This window comes from Deltaproteobacteria bacterium (assembly GCA_020845895.1).
Taxonomy (GTDB): Bacteria; Lernaellota; Lernaellaia; order JACKCT01; family JACKCT01; genus JADLEX01.
Genome location: JADLEX010000156.1, coordinates 1 through 17,736, shown reverse-complemented (window position 1 = coordinate 17,736; position 17,736 = coordinate 1). Strand labels below are relative to the sequence as shown.

The 17,736-nt window shown below is 63.9% G+C and carries 16 protein-coding genes; 7 read left to right on the top strand and 9 right to left on the bottom strand.

Annotated elements, in window-relative coordinates; genetic code table 11:
- Window positions 1-86 precede the first annotated feature (86 nt).
- On the bottom strand, window positions 87-1,010 hold the full coding sequence (locus IT350_20360; protein ID MCC6160417.1) for a hypothetical protein: 924 nt from the start codon (window positions 1,008-1,010) through the stop codon (window positions 87-89).
- A gap of 288 nt (window positions 1,011-1,298) precedes the next feature.
- On the opposite strand from IT350_20360, the gene IT350_20355 reads away from it, so the two are divergent.
- The 4 genes from IT350_20355 (at window position 1,299) to IT350_20340 (ending at window position 5,653) form a co-directional block, all read left to right on the top strand.
- Entirely contained in the window at window positions 1,299-2,447 is a 1,149-nt protein-coding gene (locus IT350_20355) for a transglycosylase SLT domain-containing protein (protein MCC6160416.1), read from the top strand.
- Between the two features lie 102 nt (window positions 2,448-2,549).
- A complete protein-coding gene (locus IT350_20350; protein ID MCC6160415.1) occupies window positions 2,550-3,221 on the top strand; it encodes a hypothetical protein in 672 nt (223 codons plus the stop codon).
- A 235-nt stretch (window positions 3,222-3,456) separates the two neighbouring features.
- On the top strand, window positions 3,457-5,157 hold the full coding sequence (locus tag IT350_20345; protein MCC6160414.1) for a response regulator: 1,701 nt from the start codon (window positions 3,457-3,459) through the stop codon (window positions 5,155-5,157).
- Window positions 5,144-5,653 (top strand): response regulator, encoded by a 510-nt coding sequence (locus IT350_20340; protein MCC6160413.1) that lies wholly within the window; start codon window positions 5,144-5,146, stop codon window positions 5,651-5,653. Before IT350_20345 ends, IT350_20340 begins: the two co-directional genes overlap by 14 nt.
- Window positions 5,654-5,681: 28 nt before the next feature.
- Here the strand turns inward: IT350_20340 and IT350_20335 are convergent, their stop codons facing one another.
- Window positions 5,682-6,947, bottom strand: a complete 1,266-nt coding sequence (locus tag IT350_20335; GenBank protein ID MCC6160412.1) for a tRNA-dihydrouridine synthase — start codon at window positions 6,945-6,947, stop codon at window positions 5,682-5,684.
- Window positions 6,948-6,951: 4 nt separating this feature from the next.
- Window positions 6,952-8,211 carry a hypothetical protein gene (locus IT350_20330; protein ID MCC6160411.1) on the bottom strand — a complete coding sequence of 420 codons (1,260 nt, stop codon included), beginning with the start codon at window positions 8,209-8,211 and terminating at the stop codon, window positions 6,952-6,954.
- Between the two features lie 227 nt (window positions 8,212-8,438).
- On the opposite strand from IT350_20330, the gene IT350_20325 reads away from it, so the two are divergent.
- From IT350_20325 to IT350_20315, 3 genes are read left to right on the top strand one after another with little or no spacing between them, the layout of a single operon-like run.
- On the top strand, window positions 8,439-8,990 hold the full coding sequence (locus tag IT350_20325; protein ID MCC6160410.1) for a metalloregulator ArsR/SmtB family transcription factor: 552 nt from the start codon (window positions 8,439-8,441) through the stop codon (window positions 8,988-8,990).
- Window positions 8,987-10,045: an ACR3 family arsenite efflux transporter gene (arsB, locus tag IT350_20320; protein MCC6160409.1), complete on the top strand. Its 1,059-nt coding sequence runs from the start codon at window positions 8,987-8,989 to the stop codon at window positions 10,043-10,045. The genes IT350_20325 and arsB overlap by 4 nt, the downstream gene beginning before the upstream one ends.
- Entirely contained in the window at window positions 10,042-10,500 is a 459-nt protein-coding gene (locus tag IT350_20315; GenBank protein ID MCC6160408.1) for an arsenate reductase ArsC, read from the top strand. The genes arsB and IT350_20315 overlap by 4 nt, the downstream gene beginning before the upstream one ends.
- An 84-nt stretch (window positions 10,501-10,584) precedes the next feature.
- Here the strand turns inward: IT350_20315 and IT350_20310 are convergent, their stop codons facing one another.
- The 6 genes from IT350_20310 to IT350_20285 all read right to left on the bottom strand — a co-directional run bounded on the left by IT350_20310 (window position 10,585) and on the right by IT350_20285 (window position 17,411).
- Complete coding sequence (locus tag IT350_20310; GenBank protein MCC6160407.1) at window positions 10,585-12,762, bottom strand: (Fe-S)-binding protein; 2,178 nt, start codon at window positions 12,760-12,762, stop codon at window positions 10,585-10,587.
- Between the two features lie 25 nt (window positions 12,763-12,787).
- Window positions 12,788-13,756, bottom strand: a complete 969-nt coding sequence (locus IT350_20305; GenBank protein ID MCC6160406.1) for an electron transfer flavoprotein subunit alpha/FixB family protein — start codon at window positions 13,754-13,756, stop codon at window positions 12,788-12,790.
- A 20-nt stretch (window positions 13,757-13,776) separates the two neighbouring features.
- Complete coding sequence (locus IT350_20300) at window positions 13,777-14,529, bottom strand: electron transfer flavoprotein subunit beta/FixA family protein (GenBank protein ID MCC6160405.1); 753 nt, start codon at window positions 14,527-14,529, stop codon at window positions 13,777-13,779.
- A 100-nt stretch (window positions 14,530-14,629) separates the two neighbouring features.
- On the bottom strand, window positions 14,630-15,247 hold the full coding sequence (locus tag IT350_20295; GenBank protein ID MCC6160404.1) for a TetR/AcrR family transcriptional regulator: 618 nt from the start codon (window positions 15,245-15,247) through the stop codon (window positions 14,630-14,632).
- 407 nt (window positions 15,248-15,654) lie between these two features.
- Window positions 15,655-16,419 carry a 3-oxoacid CoA-transferase gene (locus IT350_20290; protein ID MCC6160403.1) on the bottom strand — a complete coding sequence of 255 codons (765 nt, stop codon included), beginning with the start codon at window positions 16,417-16,419 and terminating at the stop codon, window positions 15,655-15,657.
- Window positions 16,416-17,411 (bottom strand): CoA transferase subunit A, encoded by a 996-nt coding sequence (locus tag IT350_20285; GenBank protein MCC6160402.1) that lies wholly within the window; start codon window positions 17,409-17,411, stop codon window positions 16,416-16,418. The genes IT350_20290 and IT350_20285 overlap by 4 nt, the downstream gene beginning before the upstream one ends.
- Window positions 17,412-17,736: the final 325 nt, after the last annotated feature.

Below are 17,736 nucleotides of genomic sequence, written 5' to 3'. Positions count from 1 at the left end.
TTGGTATCGTCCCTTCACGGCGGTCCTCCTTGGAAAAGGTCGTCCAGGTCTCGCAACCCGGACGGTAGGCAACCGCCGTTCCCTTTTCAACTTTCAACGGAATCCGGGACAGGCTCCAGCGCCAGCGAAACACCCCACAACCAATTGTCTTCCTCGGGTTCTTGTGCTTGCTCCAGCGCCTCAATCGAGCCCTCTCTCCATCGGAAATAGATCAGCCCCGTCGTGTCGTTTTCGAGGCGTGTGTAGGCGACGTGAATCGTGCCGTTCGGCTCTCGCGCCGAACCGAAAACGACGCCGCCCTCGGGCACGGCGAGGATGACCGTTTGGACCCATTCCCCGCTCGTATTCGTCGCATACCGGATCTCGTTGGCGTTCGTGTTGGTGTACACCACGTGAAATGCCCCACTCCCGTCGCGATTCACCTCGGAATTCAGACCCCCTGCCGGATCGACAATCTCGCGCTCGACAGAGCCGTCATCATCGAAGATGTAGGCATCAAACGAGCGGCCCACCATGCCAAACACCCACGCGCGTCCGTCGGCATCGAGTGCTACGGCGTTCCGTCCCACGCCCGCGCTTCCCGCGATGTATTGCCGATACGTGATCGCGCCGATGGTGTATTCGGGCCATGGACCGAAGTCGGGAACGTCCGGGCCTTCTGCGGCGGTGTAACGGTAGGGGTCGCACGCGGTGCCCGAACCGGGGATCGTGGTCGTCGTGGTGCTCGGCGATGTAGCCGTGGTCGTCGTGACGGTCCCGCCGGTCGTCGATGTGGTCGGCGTTGTCGTGGTGGTCGATCCCGCGTCGTCGTCCCCGTCGTCATCGGCCGACGTGTCGTCGTCGGCAACGACATCGTCGTCATCCGAATTCGCGCCGTCGGACGTAGCGGACGAACCGCAATCGCAGGCTGGGATGAGCAGAAGAACGAGCGCGAGGGGCAGCGCAACGACACGAATCCAAATCGGTGCGTTGAAGGCGCGGAGGGCGATGGTTTCCGGGTTCCCGATCATTCGACGAAGCGTCTCGTTTCAAAGCTGTCCGAGCGCGTTCACCGGAAAATATCACTGACGGTGACACAGGTCGAGAACGGTTGTCAATGAAAATGTGACTATCATTTGCGGCGCGGACGGGGAGAATTGCGCGCCACCGTCGTTGTTTCGCCGGGACCGCAGGGATACTACCGACTCCCCGTCGATCTCGCGGCGCAGGATCTCCTTCGGATCGAAGTGATCGTGAACTGAAGCAGGTCGCGCACCTCCCGGCTTGACATGCGCGCGCACATCGCGCATTCACGTCCCATGCGAATCAATCATCTGATCGCCGCGATATTCGGATTGTTCGCGGTCGTCGTGGTCGGCGTCGCGATGGCCGAGGACAACGCCGACGAAAACACGCCCGAAGACGATCTCGTCGGCGTCCTCGCGAAGGCGCAGGCCGAGTCGGCGGAACTCGCCGAATTGCCCGCGGTCCCCGAGACCAATCACGCCTCCGTCGAAACCTTCATCGAACGCATGCGCACCACGGAACGCGACCGGACGGCGGAAGCGCTCGTGCGTTACGGCGCGTGGCGCGAACGCGTGCTCGCCGAGCTGCGCCGCAAACGCATGCCCGAGGATCTGCTCGCGCTCGCGTTCGTCGAGAGTCACTACAAGGTCCGCGCCACGAGCCCGAGCGACGCGGGAGGCTTTTGGCAGATTCTCCCCGCCACCGCGCGGCTGTTCGGGTTGCGCCGCGACGCTTTCGTGGATGAGCGTTACGATCCCGACGCCGCGACCCGGTTCGCCGCCGATTACCTGCGCGCGCTGCACGCGCAGTTCGGCGACTGGTATCTCGCAATGGCTGCATACAATCTGGGGCGGGGCGATTTGACGCGCCTGCTCGAATCCGGCGCGCCGCGCGACTTTTTCGCGCTTCGCGACGCGGGCAAGCTGAGAGCCGAGACGGCCGACTACGTTCCGCGCATATTAGCGGCGCGGCGAATCATGACCGATCCCGAGCGCTACGGTTTTGCGAAGATCGATTTCGCGCCGGATGCGACGACGGGATTGCACGTGCGCCCGTTGACTGATCTGCGCCTGCTGGAAGCGCTGGCGGGCGTGCCGGGCGGCACGCTCGCGGCGCTCAATCCGGGCCTGAGAAGCGATTACGTCCCGCCGGACCCGGGTGGGTATCGCATCGTGGTGCCGGCCGACCGGGCCGACGCGCTCGACGGCGTCAACGTCAAGGAGCGGGCGGTCGCCGACTGGAATTCGCTGCGCGGAATCCGCCGCGTCGAGATCGCCGTGAAGAAGGGTATGACGCTGTATTCGATCGGCCGCGACTTCGACACGAGCCTGTCGAGCCTTCGCCGCTGGAACGACTTCGGCGAGGAGAAGGCAATTGCGAAAGGCGACCGCGTGATCGTTTATGTCCGCGACGACTTTCGCCCGCCGCCGGAAAAGCCCTGAACGTACGCCGATCGGCGTTTCGCGATTGACCCTGCGTGCCGGATTTGGTACCACTGCCCGAATTTCCGGAACATCCATGTTCGACATCGAGGAGGGAGCGTGATGCACAAGACCGCGGCGTTTCAGCGGCTGTTCGCGGCGATGATGCTCGTGATGCTGGCGGTCGTTCCGGCCTTGGCCGACCACGACGACGAAGAAGCCATCATGGGGATCAAGGGCGGCTACAACTTTCCGGGCATGATGCTCTCCAGCTACGAGGAGCGGCCGGACCTGTCCATCTACCACGTGGCGGCCTACGGCGGTTACGACTTCGGGATCTTCGCGGTCACCGGCACGTTCTGGCACTATTTCGTGAACGTCGAAGACGGCGTCTGGCGCCTCGACGGCCAGAGCCCGATCGACCAGGCGTACATCGACGCCGGCGGAAACGGGGCCATCGCCATCACGGCCGACATTTTCTTCGACATCGAAGTGGCCAAGGACAAGGTGTTTTTCAACCCCGGCATCGGCATCGGTCCGATGTTCGCCTACGGTCAGTTCGAGCAATACGACTATCAGTCGTCGGTGACAAACGTGCCGGAACAGGATTTGACCGAGGATCAGGTCACGATCGATCCCGACAGCAAGAGCGACCCCCTGCCGTCGGTACTGCCTCACGTCCATATCGACCTCGACTGGAAGTTTCTGCTCGGTGACAATTGGTTCGCCACGGTGAACATGGGGCTGCAAACGACGGGTCTCGGCATCGGCGCGGGCGCGGGTTACCACTTCTAGACGACCGGATTCGATCGTACCTCGGGAGAGACCGAAGGGGGCCGGACCGACTTCCGGCCCCGTCGTTCAAGGGTGAACGGTGGGTTGGGGCGGTGCCCGATCCGAGGGCGGCGAATTTCCCTTTCCGGCTGGATCGAGAAATTTCGGTTGACTGGTAGAAATTTTTCGGTTAACGGTTCAGATACCGTGAGTTCACTCACAAGGATTGTAACAGGTCGTTTGGCGAGAGGCGGTCATGTCGAAGCGGATACTTCTGATATCTCCGAATGACGAGGTCCACGAAAAAGCGCTGAAGTTTCTACAGGACGTCGGTTACAAGTGCGTCCGATGCTCCGACGAGAAACAGGCCGTGGACATGACGCTGAATTTCCACCCCGATTTGATCATCTGCGACCAGAACCTTGCTGTCCTATCGGGCAATGAGCTCGCGCGGCTTTTCAAGAGTCGGGACCAGCTTTCGGCCATTCCGTTCGTCATGCTCACGACACGCGCGACGGACCCCGCCGACATGGAGCGGCTGGGGCTGCACATGTTTTGCGACGACGTGTTGGTGACCCCGTTCAACGCCACGGCGCTTTACGGAATCGTCACCAAATGGCTCGAAGGGGACGAAAAGCCGAAGACGATCGTTCAGCAGACGCAGGGCCCGCTCGCGCCCGATCAGGACGTGCACAAGCCGCGCCGCTGGGATCGCGGCGAGCTCAACGTGGCGTCGAGCGGCAAGGTCATTTTCCACCTCCTGCGGGAGAAGAAGGTCGGGCGGCTGCTGGTGAAGGGCGACCGCAAGAAGATGGCCGCGTGGATCGAACGTGGCCGTCTGCTCGATGTGGAGAGCAATTTCATCCGCGAAGACAGCCTGGGCACGTTTCTGGTGGCGCTCAAGAAGATCACGCAGCGGGAAAACGAGGCGACCTATGAGCGCGCGCAGAAGCAGGGACTGCATCAGGGCGATGTGATCGTGCAGATGGGGCTTCTGGCGCGCAGCGAAGTGGATGTGCTCGTCAAACAGCAGAAGGTCGTCAAGATGCTCGGTCTGTTCAAGTCCGAGTGGGACGGCGCGGCGTATGCATTTCAGGAGCAGATGCCCACGGCGCAGGTGCCGCGGAATCTCGACAGTCCGCTCGACATGATCCTCAAGATGGGCGTGTTCAAGGCCGCGAAACCCGAATTTCTGTGGGAAACATTCGAGAAGAACCACAAGATCGACGTCCCTCTCCAACTGTCGGATCAGTTCCCCGCCGTGCGCGAGGTTCTGCGTTTCGACGACGCGCTCGACGCCCGGACGCGGGCGCTCGTCGGACGCACTCTGCGCGACATCCGCGCAAACGGCGAGGATTTCGAGGCGGATCTGCGCTTGGCGTTCCTGCTTGCGGTGAGCCGCGCGCTCGAGTTCGGTGTGACCATGAGCCCGACGCCGCCGCCGAAGTCGCCGTCGCAGCCCGTCGCACCGGCCAAACCGGCGACGCCAAAAACGAAGATCAGGGGCGCAACCACAACACGGGCGATCAAGCGCCCGAAAGATACGCCGGACGCCGATGCCTTTGTCGTGGCGATGACCAAGGCGTCCACGTTCGTGGAGGCGCGCGATTTTCTGAAGGCCATGCCGTACGCCCTGAGGGCGCACCAGATCAGCGTCGAAAACTCCGACGCGCTCGCGCTTTACGCGTGGTGCATGTACCACGTGCGCGGCAAGAGCGACATCGCCGTCGCCCTGGAGTGCAAGGAGCTGTTCAAGCGCGCGATCGGATACGACGCGAACAACGACATCGCCTATCTCTATCTCGGGAAGATCTTCAAGGACGAGGGCAAGGACGGTCTCGCTCTGATGCACTTCGAGAAGGCGCGGAAAATGAATCCCGCAAACGAGGAAGCGGATCGCGAAGTCCGGCTGCATCGGATCAAGATCAGAAAGGATCGCGGCTATGGCGTACACTGAACAGGGCGGATCGGCCGGCGGACGCAAGGCGGGTCGCGGCATGCGCGTCCTGATCATCGAGGACGACGAGGTCTCCGCCGAAATCCTTCAGAGTTTCGTGCGTCACCACGACGCGGAGGCGCAGACGACATGGGCGTGGAACGGATACGAGGCGCTGATCGCCATCAAGGACTTCGCGCCCGACCTGATCCTGCTCGACTACATGATGCCGCGTTTCGACGGGCTCGACTTCCTGAAGACCATGCGCACGCTCGACGGGGCGCGCGACGCCTACATCGCCGTCATCTCGGCGTTTGTCGACAAGGCGAAGGAGCGCGAGTTCTTTCAGGCCGGCGCCAGTGTGGTGCTTTCCAAGCCGATCGATCCGGCGCAGGTGCGCGCGGTGATGGAAAAGACCGGCGTCGCGAAAAAGCCGGTGCGGTCGAGACCCGCGCCCCCGAAGGCTTCGGCCAAGACCGCCGCGAAGAAAAAGGCCGCGCCGAAACGCACCGCCTGATCGACCCGCAAACGAACGCCGCCGCCGGTCAAGACCGCGCGGCGGCGATCTTTTTGTGCACGCCCGAGTTGTAGCAGGCGGCCGGCATGCCCAGCATCTGAGCCACGACGCAGTTGTTGCTGTTTTCGCACGCGGAGCCATCCGGGGCGGTATCGTCGAGGAACCGCCGCGCGAGTTCGGGCTCGGCGTAAAACGGCCGACCGACGCCGACGAGATCGGCCTCGCCGCGAGCGAGAATCTCCTCGGCCTCGGCACGCGTGCGGATGCCTCCGACGGCGAAGACGGGAATCTTCACCGCGGCCTTAACTGAGCGGAACACTTCTCGATTCCACACCGGCGCGAACGGATATCGCTTCGCGGCGACGCGGGCGGCCAGCGACGCAACGGGTTTCGCCCTGCGTCCGCCGGCGTCCCGGTACATCCGGGAGATGCGTTCCTTCGCGAACATTTCCGCGGGATACGCGCCGCGGCAGATCGCGGTGTTCGGCATGGAATCCGCGGCGACCGGTGTGATGGCGTCGAAGCCCGCGTCCTCGGCCATGCGGGCGTATTCGATGCCCAGTTCGAGGCCCCAGCGCCGGCCGAACGCGCCGTGCTCCTCGGCGGCGAGCTTGAGCAGCACCGGAAAGTCGGCGCCCGCCTGCTCGGCGATCGACTCGCGGATCTCGCGCAGGATGCGAAACCGCGCCGACGGCGAGCCGCCGTAGCGGTCGTCGCGGCGATTGTAGGTCGGCGAGAGAAACTGATGCAGCAGCTTGGCGTTCGCCCCGGCGAGTTGCACGGCGTCGTAGCCGGCCTCGCGCGCCCAGGAAGCGACGAGGCCGAATCGGCGGACGAGTGCGTCGACTTCGCGCGTCGCGAGGACGTGCACGCGACCGAGCACCGCGCGCATCCACAGCGGGATCGGGCTCGGCGCGAACGGCGCTCCGGAACGGATCGAAGCGAATTCGCGGTGCCAGCTCTCCAGAGCGAAGATGCCGCCGTGGCCGAGTTGGATCGCGATGGCGCCGCCGGCGTCGTGTACGGCGCGGACCATGGGCGCGAGGGCGAGGAGGTGATCGCGTTCGCCGATCGCCGACATCCCCGGCGACGTGCGGCCCTGCGGGAGCACGATGGTGTTGCCCTGAACGATGAGGCCGAGCCCCGCTCGCGCTCCCGGAACGAAATGGCGGGCGTACTCGGCGGCGGGATCCTTCGCGCGGCCGGCGCCTTCGAGCACCGGCGCGCGGTAGAGGCGATTGCGCAGACGAAGCGCGCCGATCGCGAGGGGATCTCGCAGCGTCGGCGCGCTCATCGGGCTAGAAGTGCACCTGGACCTGGAGTTGCAGTTCGTCGTTGAAGACGCCCGTCTGGTCTTCCTCCAGCTTCTTGTCGAGCAGTTCGAACTCCTCGGCCTTGTAGACGTAGTTCACGGCGAGCACCGCGAAGAAGTCCTCGATGTAGTAATTGAAGCCGCCGGTGATGCGCGTCTGCACGTCCTTGTCGCCGTGCGTTTTTTCGTCGTTGGTCGTGTCGGGGTCGAGCGAGTCGTACCGGGCCAGCACTTCGAAGGGGACGCCGACGTTCTTGAAGTCGTATCCGGCCATCGCATACCACGACAGGGCCGAATACTCGAACGTGTCGTCGGGCCGCTCGCCGTCGGGGTCCGTCGACGGGCTGGAATCGAAACGCACCGACTGGCTCATGACTTCGCCCCAAAGGTGCAGGCCGAACTGAGAGAGGTACGCGACACCGCCGTTCACGATGCCGACCTGCGCGTTGTGCGCGACGAGCTCGCCGTCCTTCTCCTCGAAGTAATCGAGCGGCATTCCGTACCAGTAACCGCCGAAAATGCGCAGTCCGTCGACCGGCTTGACGGCGAATGAAACGTAAGCGTCCTTCGCCGTGTTCTCGTCGTTCCATCGATCCTGCGTGTTGGTGCCGAGCGGCTCGCCGGCGCGGTCCACGGGATTGATGGGAGTATTCGGTTCGTTGCGTCCGTTGAACGCGCCGAAATCCACCTCGAAGAGCTTGTGGAAGACGCCGACGTTGACGCCGGTCTGCCGCTGCACGCCGAGAAACGAGTTCATCTGCGGCAGGTCGATCAGATAGGTGTACGCGGGATTCATCGGCATCCAGTACGTGAACTTGGGCAGGAAACGGCCGATGCTGATGGTCGTGTAGGGGATGTACGAAAACGCGAGCCGCGTGTCGAGCAGGGTCACGCGTCCTTCCTGGACGTCCGTCTGGAAGAAGTAGCCGATGCGTTCGTCGACCACGTTGCCCTTGAAGGCGATGCGCGCGCGGCGAATGATGAACTCCATGTCGGAAGCGCGATCGACCGCGACGGGAATGTTCGACTCCGAACCGTCCGCGGCGATCTGACCGTCGCGGTTCAGATCCACGTCGCGCGCCCCCGCGATCTCGTCGCCGATGTAATAGTTGAATCCCGCCTGAAACAGTCCGCTGATTTGCAACGAACCGAACCCGACCTTGACCGGCTCCATCTCGGCGCCCGCCGTCGTCGCGATCATCAGCGCGGCCACGCAAATCCCCAGACCAGCCATCCGGCGCTTCATGGGAAATTCCCCTTCAATGAGAAAATGATGAGCAGCCACGCGATTATCCCGGCCCGTCTCGCGGGCGTCAAGTTGAGCGGGCTGTTTTTGAACGGATTCGCGGAAGCCCGTCCATGGTCCGGCGACGCCGCTCGACCTGTCGCCGGCGAAGTGATCCGACCTGCGGATCGTTGCAAATAACCGTTTAAACGGTTAAACGGGAATAGTCGATTTATCGGGAGGACGTCATGGCGGGAAGGCGTGAAGGAATGTCCGGGCGGCGCGAGGAATCGTCGACTCGGCGCGAGACTACGAAGGACACGCGGTCGGCGAACGACGGCGTCGGGAGTCTGGCGAGCGTGTTTCGCGCGCTGGCCGACGAAACGCGACTGCACATGTTGGCGTTGCTGCGCGCGACGCCGGAGCTGTGCGTGTGCGATCTCGCGGCGGTTCTGGACCTCACGCATTCCAAGGCGGCGCGGCACCTGCGCTACCTCGCCGTGCGCGGACTCGTGACGGAGTCGCACCGCCGGACCTGGGCCTATTACCGCTGGAACGCCGATGCCTCGGACGACGCGGCCGCCGCGCTGCGTGCGGTGCGCCCGATTCTGCTCGACGAACGCTTCGCCGCGATTCAGAACCGCCTGCGCGCGCGGATGGCGAGCCGGTCGAAGGACGACGCCGAGTGCGCGCCCGCCCCGCGTGTTTCGCGCACCGCCGATCCGGGTGCGGTCGGAACGAAGACCCGGGCGAAGCGGTCGGGGTCAGTGGTCGGCTCGGCAAAGGGGCGTCGGTCATGAGCAGTGGCGCCGCCGGTCGGCTGTCGTTTCTCGATCGTTACCTCACACTGTGGATTTTCGTTGCCATGGCGGTGGGCGTCGCGTCGGGCTCGATGTGGCCGGGCGTCGCCGATTTCTGGAACCGATTCTCCGTGGGTACGACCAACATCCCCATCGCCGTCGGGCTTATCCTCATGATGTACCCGCCGCTGGCGAAGGTGCGTTACGAGGAAATGCCGCGCGTTTTCCGCGATACGCGCATCCTCGTGCTGTCGCTCGTGCAAAACTGGGTGATCGGCCCGGTGCTGATGTTCGCGCTCGCGCTGATTTTTCTTCGCGACAAGCCGGAATACATGACCGGTCTGATCCTCATCGGCCTCGCGCGATGCATCGCCATGGTGATCGTGTGGAACGATCTCGCCAAGGGCGATCCCGAGTACGCCGCCGGTCTCGTGGCGTTCAACTCCGTGTTTCAGGTGCTGTTCTTCTCCGTTTACGCCTGGGTCTTCATCACGTTGCTGCCGACGTGGTTCGGCCTCGCGGGCGTCGCGGTCGACATCACAATCGGCGAAATCGCAAAAAGCGTCTTCATCTATCTCGGCATCCCGTTTATCGCCGGCGTTGTCTCGCGTTTTTCACTGATCTCGCTGAAGGGGCGGGAGTGGTACGAGACCCGGTTCATTCCGAGGATCAGTCCGATCACCCTGGTCGCTCTTCTATTCACCATCGTCGTCATGTTCTCACTCAAGGGCGAATACATCGTCCAGCTTCCGCTCGATGTGGTGCGGATCGCGATTCCGCTGCTCATCTACTTCGTCGTCATGTTCCTCGCGTCGTTCGCCCTCGGTCACAAGTTCGGCGCCGATTACGGACGCGCGACGACGCTGTCGTTCACGGCGGCATCCAACAACTTCGAGCTGGCCATCGCGGTGGCCATCGCCACCTTCGGCATCCATCACGGCGCGGCGTTCGCCGCGGTGATCGGCCCGCTGGTCGAGGTGCCCGTGATGATCGGGCTCGTCAACGTCGCGTTCGCGCTGCGACGCCGATGGTTCGCGGCGGAGAACGCGTTATGAGCGGGCCGGGGGCAGACTGGCGCGAGGACGCGCAGCGGCTGCGCGAAGCGCGCCCGCGCCACATTCTGTTCATGTGCGTGGCGAACTCGGCGCGCAGTCAGCTCGGCGAGGGGATCGCCCGTTCGCTCGCGCCGTCGGACGTGCGGATTTCTTCCGCCGGGTCGGAGCCGACGAGCGTTCGCCCTCAGGCGATCGCCGCGCTCGCCGAGATCGGCATCGACATTTCGACGCATCGATCCAAGACGGTGGGGGACATCGATGCCGATTCGGTGGATGCGGTGATCACGCTGTGCGCCGAAGAGGTATGCCCCGTATTTCCGCGCGCCGTTCTGAAGATCCACTGGGGTCTGCCCGATCCGGCCGCGGCGACCGGCGACGACGAGGCGCGGCTTCAGGCGTTTCGCGACGTGCGTGACGAATTGCGTCGCCGGCTCGCGGTCGTGTTCGCCGACTGAACACGGCAACGGCCGGAGTCGCCCCCGACCGTCGTCCGCGCTGTTCGTCGCCAAGAGGCGTTGTGGTTGTACCCGTCCGGGTCGTCAGTTCGGGCGCGGTTCGCCCGGCATGACGAGCTGATCGGCGACGATCTCGATCACGTCCTTCACCTTGACCTTGTCGTCCACCAGCTTGTCCTTGGACGAGTCAGTCATCATCGTCAGGCAGAACGGGCACGACACGCCGATGGTTTCGGCGTTGCCCGTCGATTCCATGATTTCGTCGAAGCGCTTGTGGTTGACGCGGGGCGCGTGCTCCTCGACCCACATGCGTCCGCCGCCCGCGCCGCAACAATACGACTGCCGTCGGTTCAGGCTCGGCTCGGCCACGGTCCCGCCCGCGAGCGCGACCATCTCGCGCTGCGGATCGAAAATGTCGTTGTAGCGACCGAGGAAGCACGGGTCGTGGTAGGCGATCCGGCCCAGATCTTCGTTGCGGTGGAGCTTGATGCGCCCGTCGGCGATGAGCTTGCGCACGAGTTCGTTCGCGTGCACGACCTCGAAGCCCGCGAAGTCGGCGTAGCGGTTCGCCGTGTCCTTGTCTTCCATCTGGTCGCGGGCCTGCGGGATCAGGGGAGGGAAATCGTTCTTGATCGTGTTGAAGCAGTGCGGGCAGAACGCGATCACCTTTTTCACGCCGTAGGCCATCATAGTCTGGATGTTCATGACCGCGAGCATCTGTCCGAGGTACTCGTTGCCCAGCCGCCGCGCGGTTTCGCCGTTGCATTGTTCCTCGACGCCCAGCACCGCGAACTTCACGCCCGCGGCGTTCAGGATCTTCACGAGCGCCTTCGTCACCTTTTGCGACCGGTCGTCGTACGATCCCATGCAGCCGACCCAGAACAGGTACTCGACCTGCGCGGCTTCCTCGGGGGCCAGCTCGCAGAACTGCGGGGCGACAAGGCCCTCCTCGAGTCCCGCGATCCAGTCGGCGCGCTTGTCGGGCGCGAGTCCCCACGGGTTGGAGTTGCGTTCGACGTTCTTGAAGAAGTTGGCGACCTCGCCGGGGATATCGCCCTCGATCATCGACAGGTGACGGCGCATGTCCACGATACGTGGGACCTGCTCGATCAGCACCGGGCAGCGCTCCTCGCAGTCCATGCACAGCGTGCACGACCAGATCGTCTCGGCCGACACCGCGCCGTTCGTGAGCGAATTGCCGGTCCATTCCAGCTTCTTGTCCGATCCCTCCGCGGGCTTGGGCGCGAGCAGGAAGTCGGCCTTTTCCATCAAGTGCGCGCGGATGGTCTTGTTCACGCCGCGATGCGACAGCGGCTTGTCCGTGGACCACGCCGGGCAGAACGGCACGCAGCGCCCGCACTCGGTGCACGAGTAGACGTCGAGAATCTGTTTCCAGGTGAGGTTTTCGACCTGCGCCACGCCGATGGCGATCGAGGGATCGGATTCCATCTTCTCGAACTTCTCCTCGATATTGAGGATGGGCTCGAGGTGCCCCGGCGGCGTGGTGCGCGCGAGGAACGTGTTGGGCAGCGCGGTGATGACGTGAAAATGTTTTCCGAAGGGCAGGTAGTTGAGGAAGCCGAGCACCATGATGCTGTGGCCCCAGACGCCGACCTTGAAGGCCCACTCGCCCGACTTGGGACCGAAGAGGCCCGAGAACAACTCGCCGAGCGGCGTGATCCATACCTGGTGGACCACGCCGGCGGCCTCCGGCCCGCGCATCCATGCGCCGTAACCGGCTTCGAGCAGGACATCCATGAGCATCAGGCCCGAGATCCAGGCGAGGATCGCCACGGGCTCGGCCTGCTTCATGTTTTTCATGCGAACGGGCTTGGAGACGAGACGCCGCCACGCGAATCCGGCGCACCCGACGAGCACGCCGATCACCAACAGGTCTTTCAGGATGGAATAGAGCGGCCCCAGAAATCCGCCGATCCCCGGAATGTGATCGAGGTTGAACCACGATCCCGAAAAGCCCATGCCGAACAGCAGGACGGTTCGCACGGAGAGGGTCATGAAACCCGCGAAGATCAGGATGTGGAGCAGACCGGGGATGAACTCCTGAGGCATGCGGGACTGACCCACGCCGACCTTGAACAGCAGCGCGATGCGCCGGCCGATCCGGTCGGTGCGGGGATCCTTGCGCGCAAGGAACATCAGCCGCATGCGCCGCCACATGACGTAGGAAAACGTCAGGGCGAACGCGACCGTGATGAACGCGAAGACTCCCTTTTCCACACCGGAAAACGCAATGTACGGCATCTCGCCTCCTCGCTCCGCCGACTGCTCACGCCTCGGCGAGCAGCTTCTCGAATTCCTTCTGCATCACGGGAACCGCCTCGAACAGATCGGCCACGATGCCGTAATCGGCTTTCTGGAAGATGGGCGCCTCGGGGTCCTTGTTGATCGCGACAATGACCTTGGAGGTGCGCATGCCCGCGAGATGCTGGATGGCGCCGGAGATGCCGCAGGCGACGTACAGCGTGGGGTTCACGGTCTTGCCGGTCTGTCCGACCTGCATCGCGTGCGGGGCGAATCCGCTGTCCACCGCGGCGCGCGAAGCGCCCACCGTGGCGTTGATGACCTTCGCCATGTCCCACAGAAGCTTGAAGTTGTCGGCGCTCTTCAACGCGCGGCCGCCGGAGACGATGCGATCCGCCTCGGTCAGGTCCACGGTGCCGGACTGGCCCGCGACCACATCGACGACCTGGGCTTTGACGGCGCCGAAATCGCCGCCGGCCGCGACGGTCGCGGCGGCCGGGCCCGCGCCTTCGGCGACCGGATAGCTGTTCGGACGCAGGCTGACCACGGCCGTGCCGTCCATCGTGAGCGTCGCGAACGCCTTGCCCGAGAACACCGGGCGCTTCACCTTCACCTTGCCGCCGTCCACGTCGATTTCGACGCAGTCCGCGGCGAAGGCGGCGTCGAGCCGGGCGGCCAGACGCGGGGCGAGATCGCGACCCTGCGACGACGCGGCGAAGAACACGAGGCCCGAGCCGTCCTTGGCGACGACATCGGCGAGGATCTTCGTGTAGCCCTCGGAGTTGTAAGAGGCGACGCCGTCGGCGACGTAGACGGTCTTCGCGCCGTGAGCGCCGAGCTTCGTCTCGATGCCGCCGAGGCCGGTGCCGATCGCGACCGCGTTCAGCGTGCCGCCGAGTCCCGACGCGATGCGTCCGCCGACGGTGAGGAGTTCGAGCGTAACCTTCTTGGGTTCGCCCTCTTTGATTTCCGCAACCACCAACACATTCGCCATGGTGACGTCTCCTTCGATGCTCAGATGACTTTGGCTTCGGTGCGAAGCAGTTTGACGACCTCGGGCACCGACTCGACGCCCTGAAACACCTTGCCCGCTTTTCGCTCTTCCGGCAGTGAGCAGGCCGTCAGTTTGGCCTTGTTCACGGCGGCGGCGGGTTCCTTGACCGCAACGGGTTTGCGTTTCGCCTTCATGATGCCCGGCAGGGACGCGTAACGCGGTTCGTTGAGACCCTTGTTGGCGCTCACCACCGCGGGCGTCGAGGACTCGACCACCTGCTTCGCGCCGCCTTCGACGTCGCGCCAGCCCTTCACCTTGCCGCCGTCCACTTCGAGCTTCGAGACGACGTTGATCTGGCCGCATCCCAGCAGCTCGGCCACCATGCTCTGCACCGCGCCCATGTCGGTGTCGATCGCCTGCCGGCCCGTCAGGATGAGACCCGGGTTCAAATCCTTCACCGCGGCGGCCAGCGCCTTGGCGACGGCGAGGTTGTCGCCGTAATCGTCGCCCGTCTTCACGTGCACGGCATCGTCCGCACCCATGGCCAGCGCCGTGCGCAGCGACTCGACAATGCGGTCCGGTCCAAGCCCGACCACCGTCACCTTCTCGGCCTTGCCCGCTTCCTTGATCTTCAGGGCCTCTTCCACGGCGTATTCGTCATACGGATTCAGGATCCACTTGATCCCGTCCATGTCGAATCCGGAGCCGTCGCCTTTCAGCTTGATGCGGCTCTCCGTGTCGGGAACCTGTTTGCACAACACGACAATATTCACGTTCGACCTCCCTGGCTGAAGGATGGAAAACCCGTTTGCCCGCAGTCCCTGCAACGAGCACGAAATCGCGCGCGTCGCGTCATCTCCTATTCGGTCTCGTTCACGGACGCGCCTTGAGGCCCTCGGCGAACAGGTCGGCCAGATTCCGACCGATCTGCGTCGTCGAGTACTTCGGTTTCGGCGCGAGCACCCAGTACAGGATCAACTCGTCGAGCGCGCCGAAAATCGCGCGCTTGGCGATGCCGGGCTCGATGTCCCGCCGAAACACCCCCAGATCCTTGCCCTCGCGGATAATCATCGAGAGGATCTGGAGGAACTCGGCGAACTTGACCGGCACGTATTCCTTCATGAACTTGTTCGATTGACGCAGCTCGACCGAGATGACCTCGGCCAGCGCCTGATGCTTCTCCATGTACTCCGCGTACCGGATGATGAAGGTGCGCAGCTTCTCGATCGGGTCGCGCAAACCGACCAGCGACGCGTTGAAGTCCTGGATGGCCGCGTCGATCTTCTTCTCGAACAGGTTGATGAGGATGTCGTCCTTGTTCTTGAAGTACAGGTAGATCGTGCCGTCGGCGACGCCGGCCTCCTTCGCGATCTGGCTGATTTTCGAGTTGTGGAATCCGTGCTTGGCAAAGATCTTCACGGCGGCCTTCAGGATCCGCTCGTGCTTGTCCTTGGCCACCGGACGTTTCGCGCCGCCACGTTTCTCGAGCATGGCTCGGACCCTCAAACTTCGCGCGCGATCGAAAAAATCCGCCGGCGTACGCACGCGCGCAACGCCGTCCCCGCAACACCTTCGCATCGACCGGTCGGGCGAACTTCGTCTATCGTTCGAAGCCCGGTCCCCACGACGTCCGGCCCGCCTCGCGGTGCCGGTTCCCTGCCTGCCGGAATTTCAGTCCGCCCGAGGCGGAAAATGAATGATCATTCACTCAGGAATTTTTAACACGCGGCGTGTTTTCGTGTCAAGCGAGCAGCGAATGGGGGCTGGGATGCCTTGGGCGGCGTTTTCTCGTTTTTCTTGAAAAATCAATCAGTTAGGCGAGAAAACGGTCTCCGAAAAAAATGAATCCGGTTCATTTGGGGCCGAACTCGCCCGCGTGCCTCCACGGGATGTATTCGTTAGCGATACAGCCCATCAGGATCGACGACCTCGCGCAGGATTCGAAGCTCGTCCTCGCCGGGCCCGTCGTTCGCCGGGAGCGTGTCGGCGACGTCGAGTTCGAAGCCCGTGTTTGCGCGAACCTCGTCGATTGTCACGCCCGGGTTGAGGGCGATCACGCGCATGCGCCGCGTTGCCTCGGGATAATCCATCACGCACAGATTCGTCACCACGCGGTGCGGCCCCGTGCCCGACGGCAGCCCCGCCGCCTCGCGCGCGCCGGGACCCGTCAGGTACCCGGGCGTCGTCAGAAAATCGATGCGCGGCACGAAGCGCCGTTTGTCGTGGCGCATGATCGCGATCGTACGCCAGCACAGCGAACCCACGTCGTTGCCGCCGCCCGAGCCCGGCAGGCGCACCTTGAAGTTTTCGCGCGGACCGATGTGCGTGGTGTTGAGGTTCCCGAAAGCGTCGATCTGCGCGCCGCCGAGGAATCCGTATTCGATGAAGCCGCGCTGCGCGGTCTCCATGATGTCGCAGATCCCCGACGCGGCGATGGCGCGGTGAAAGGTGCGCATGTCGCCGACGGCGAGCGGCAGCTTGTCGATCTGCGCCCCGGTTCCGCCGAACTCGAAGACCGGAATCAGGTTGGGTGCGTGTCGGCGCTGCGCGAGCGACGCCGCGAGCATGGGAATGCCGGTGCCGATAAAGGCCGTCGCGCCGTCTTCCATCAGGCGCGATGCGAGGCAGATCAGCAACTCGGAGGGCGAGTAGGGCGCACTCATCGTCGTCCCCCTTTCACGCGGAGTTTTTCCAGGCGCGCGGTTCCGACTTTTTCCATGAGTTCCGCGTGCCCCGACAGTCCGGTCACCCACTCGCGCAGGTAAGCGTCGGTCGCCTCCTTCGAGTGCGACGTCTCGATGAACGCGCGGTAGTGCTCCTCGTCGCGCTCGTAATACCCGGCCATTTCCCCGGGCCATGAGCCGAACGGCGCATGCACGACCGCATCGACGAGGTAATAGGGGATGATCGTGCGGTCGGGCTGGTCGCGGATCCGATCGGTGGAGACGATCTCCTCCGCGGAAACGATCAGGCGCTTGCACGCGCGGGCCATCTCGAACGCGAAGCCCGAGACGCCGTCGATCTGGCAGTTGCCGAACTCGTCGGCGCGCGCGACATGGATGAAGCCGACGTCGAGGATCAGCGCGGGAAGCAACGCGACGGGCTTGTGCGTGAAGGGGCACTCGACGGCCACCGCGGCCGAATGGCGGAAGGTGTCGGTGCCGAGCATGGAGTAAGTGGGCAAGAACGGCACACCCATCGACGCGGCCTTGAATCGCCACGTGAGCGCGCCGTTGCTCCACTCGACGATGTCGCGCACGGTTCCGCCGGGCTCGCAGGCGCGGCGCACGATGTCGGAGACTCCGTAGACCTCCATGCCGATGTACGTGAAGTCGATGCGCTCGACGAGCCCGGCCGCGAGCAGGAGGTCGGCCTCGTGCACGCCCTGACCCGCAATCGAGAAACCGCGTTTGCCGGAGCGAATCAGGTCGCGCGTGAGCGTCATCGGGCAACGCACCGATCCATATAGCTCGAAGCCGAGGTACTGGCCGTTGCGCACGAATTTGTCGATGGCCTGTGAGCCGGTCGTGAGCTTGGGAACGAGCCGCTTGTCCTTGGCTCGGTTGTGCGCGCGAAATGCTTCGAGGTCAGGCGGCTGCAAGAGGGGCGCTTCGCCCCTGGCCGTGACGCGAAGAACGTCCGGTCCGGATTTCATGGAATGACCCCAAGCTCCATCGGGAGCGAAAAGAAAGGCGGGAATCGAGCCGACCCCGCATCGCCGAGGCCGGATCTTAAAATCTGTCGCCGCGCCGTGTCAAAGCCGCCACGGCGTGGCCATTCCACGACGTGAACGACGCCTCCCGGTCAATCGCCGAGAAGCCAACCGGGCGTTTCGTGATCCGAATTTCGTTTGCCCCCAAATCCGCGATTGATTTTGATCGGCAATAAAAAACCTCGTTGAATCCGGTAGGATGGCGTTGCTGAGACGCTCCGCAGATTTCACCAACGAGGTGATTCCATGATCGCGCAAACCGTCCTTC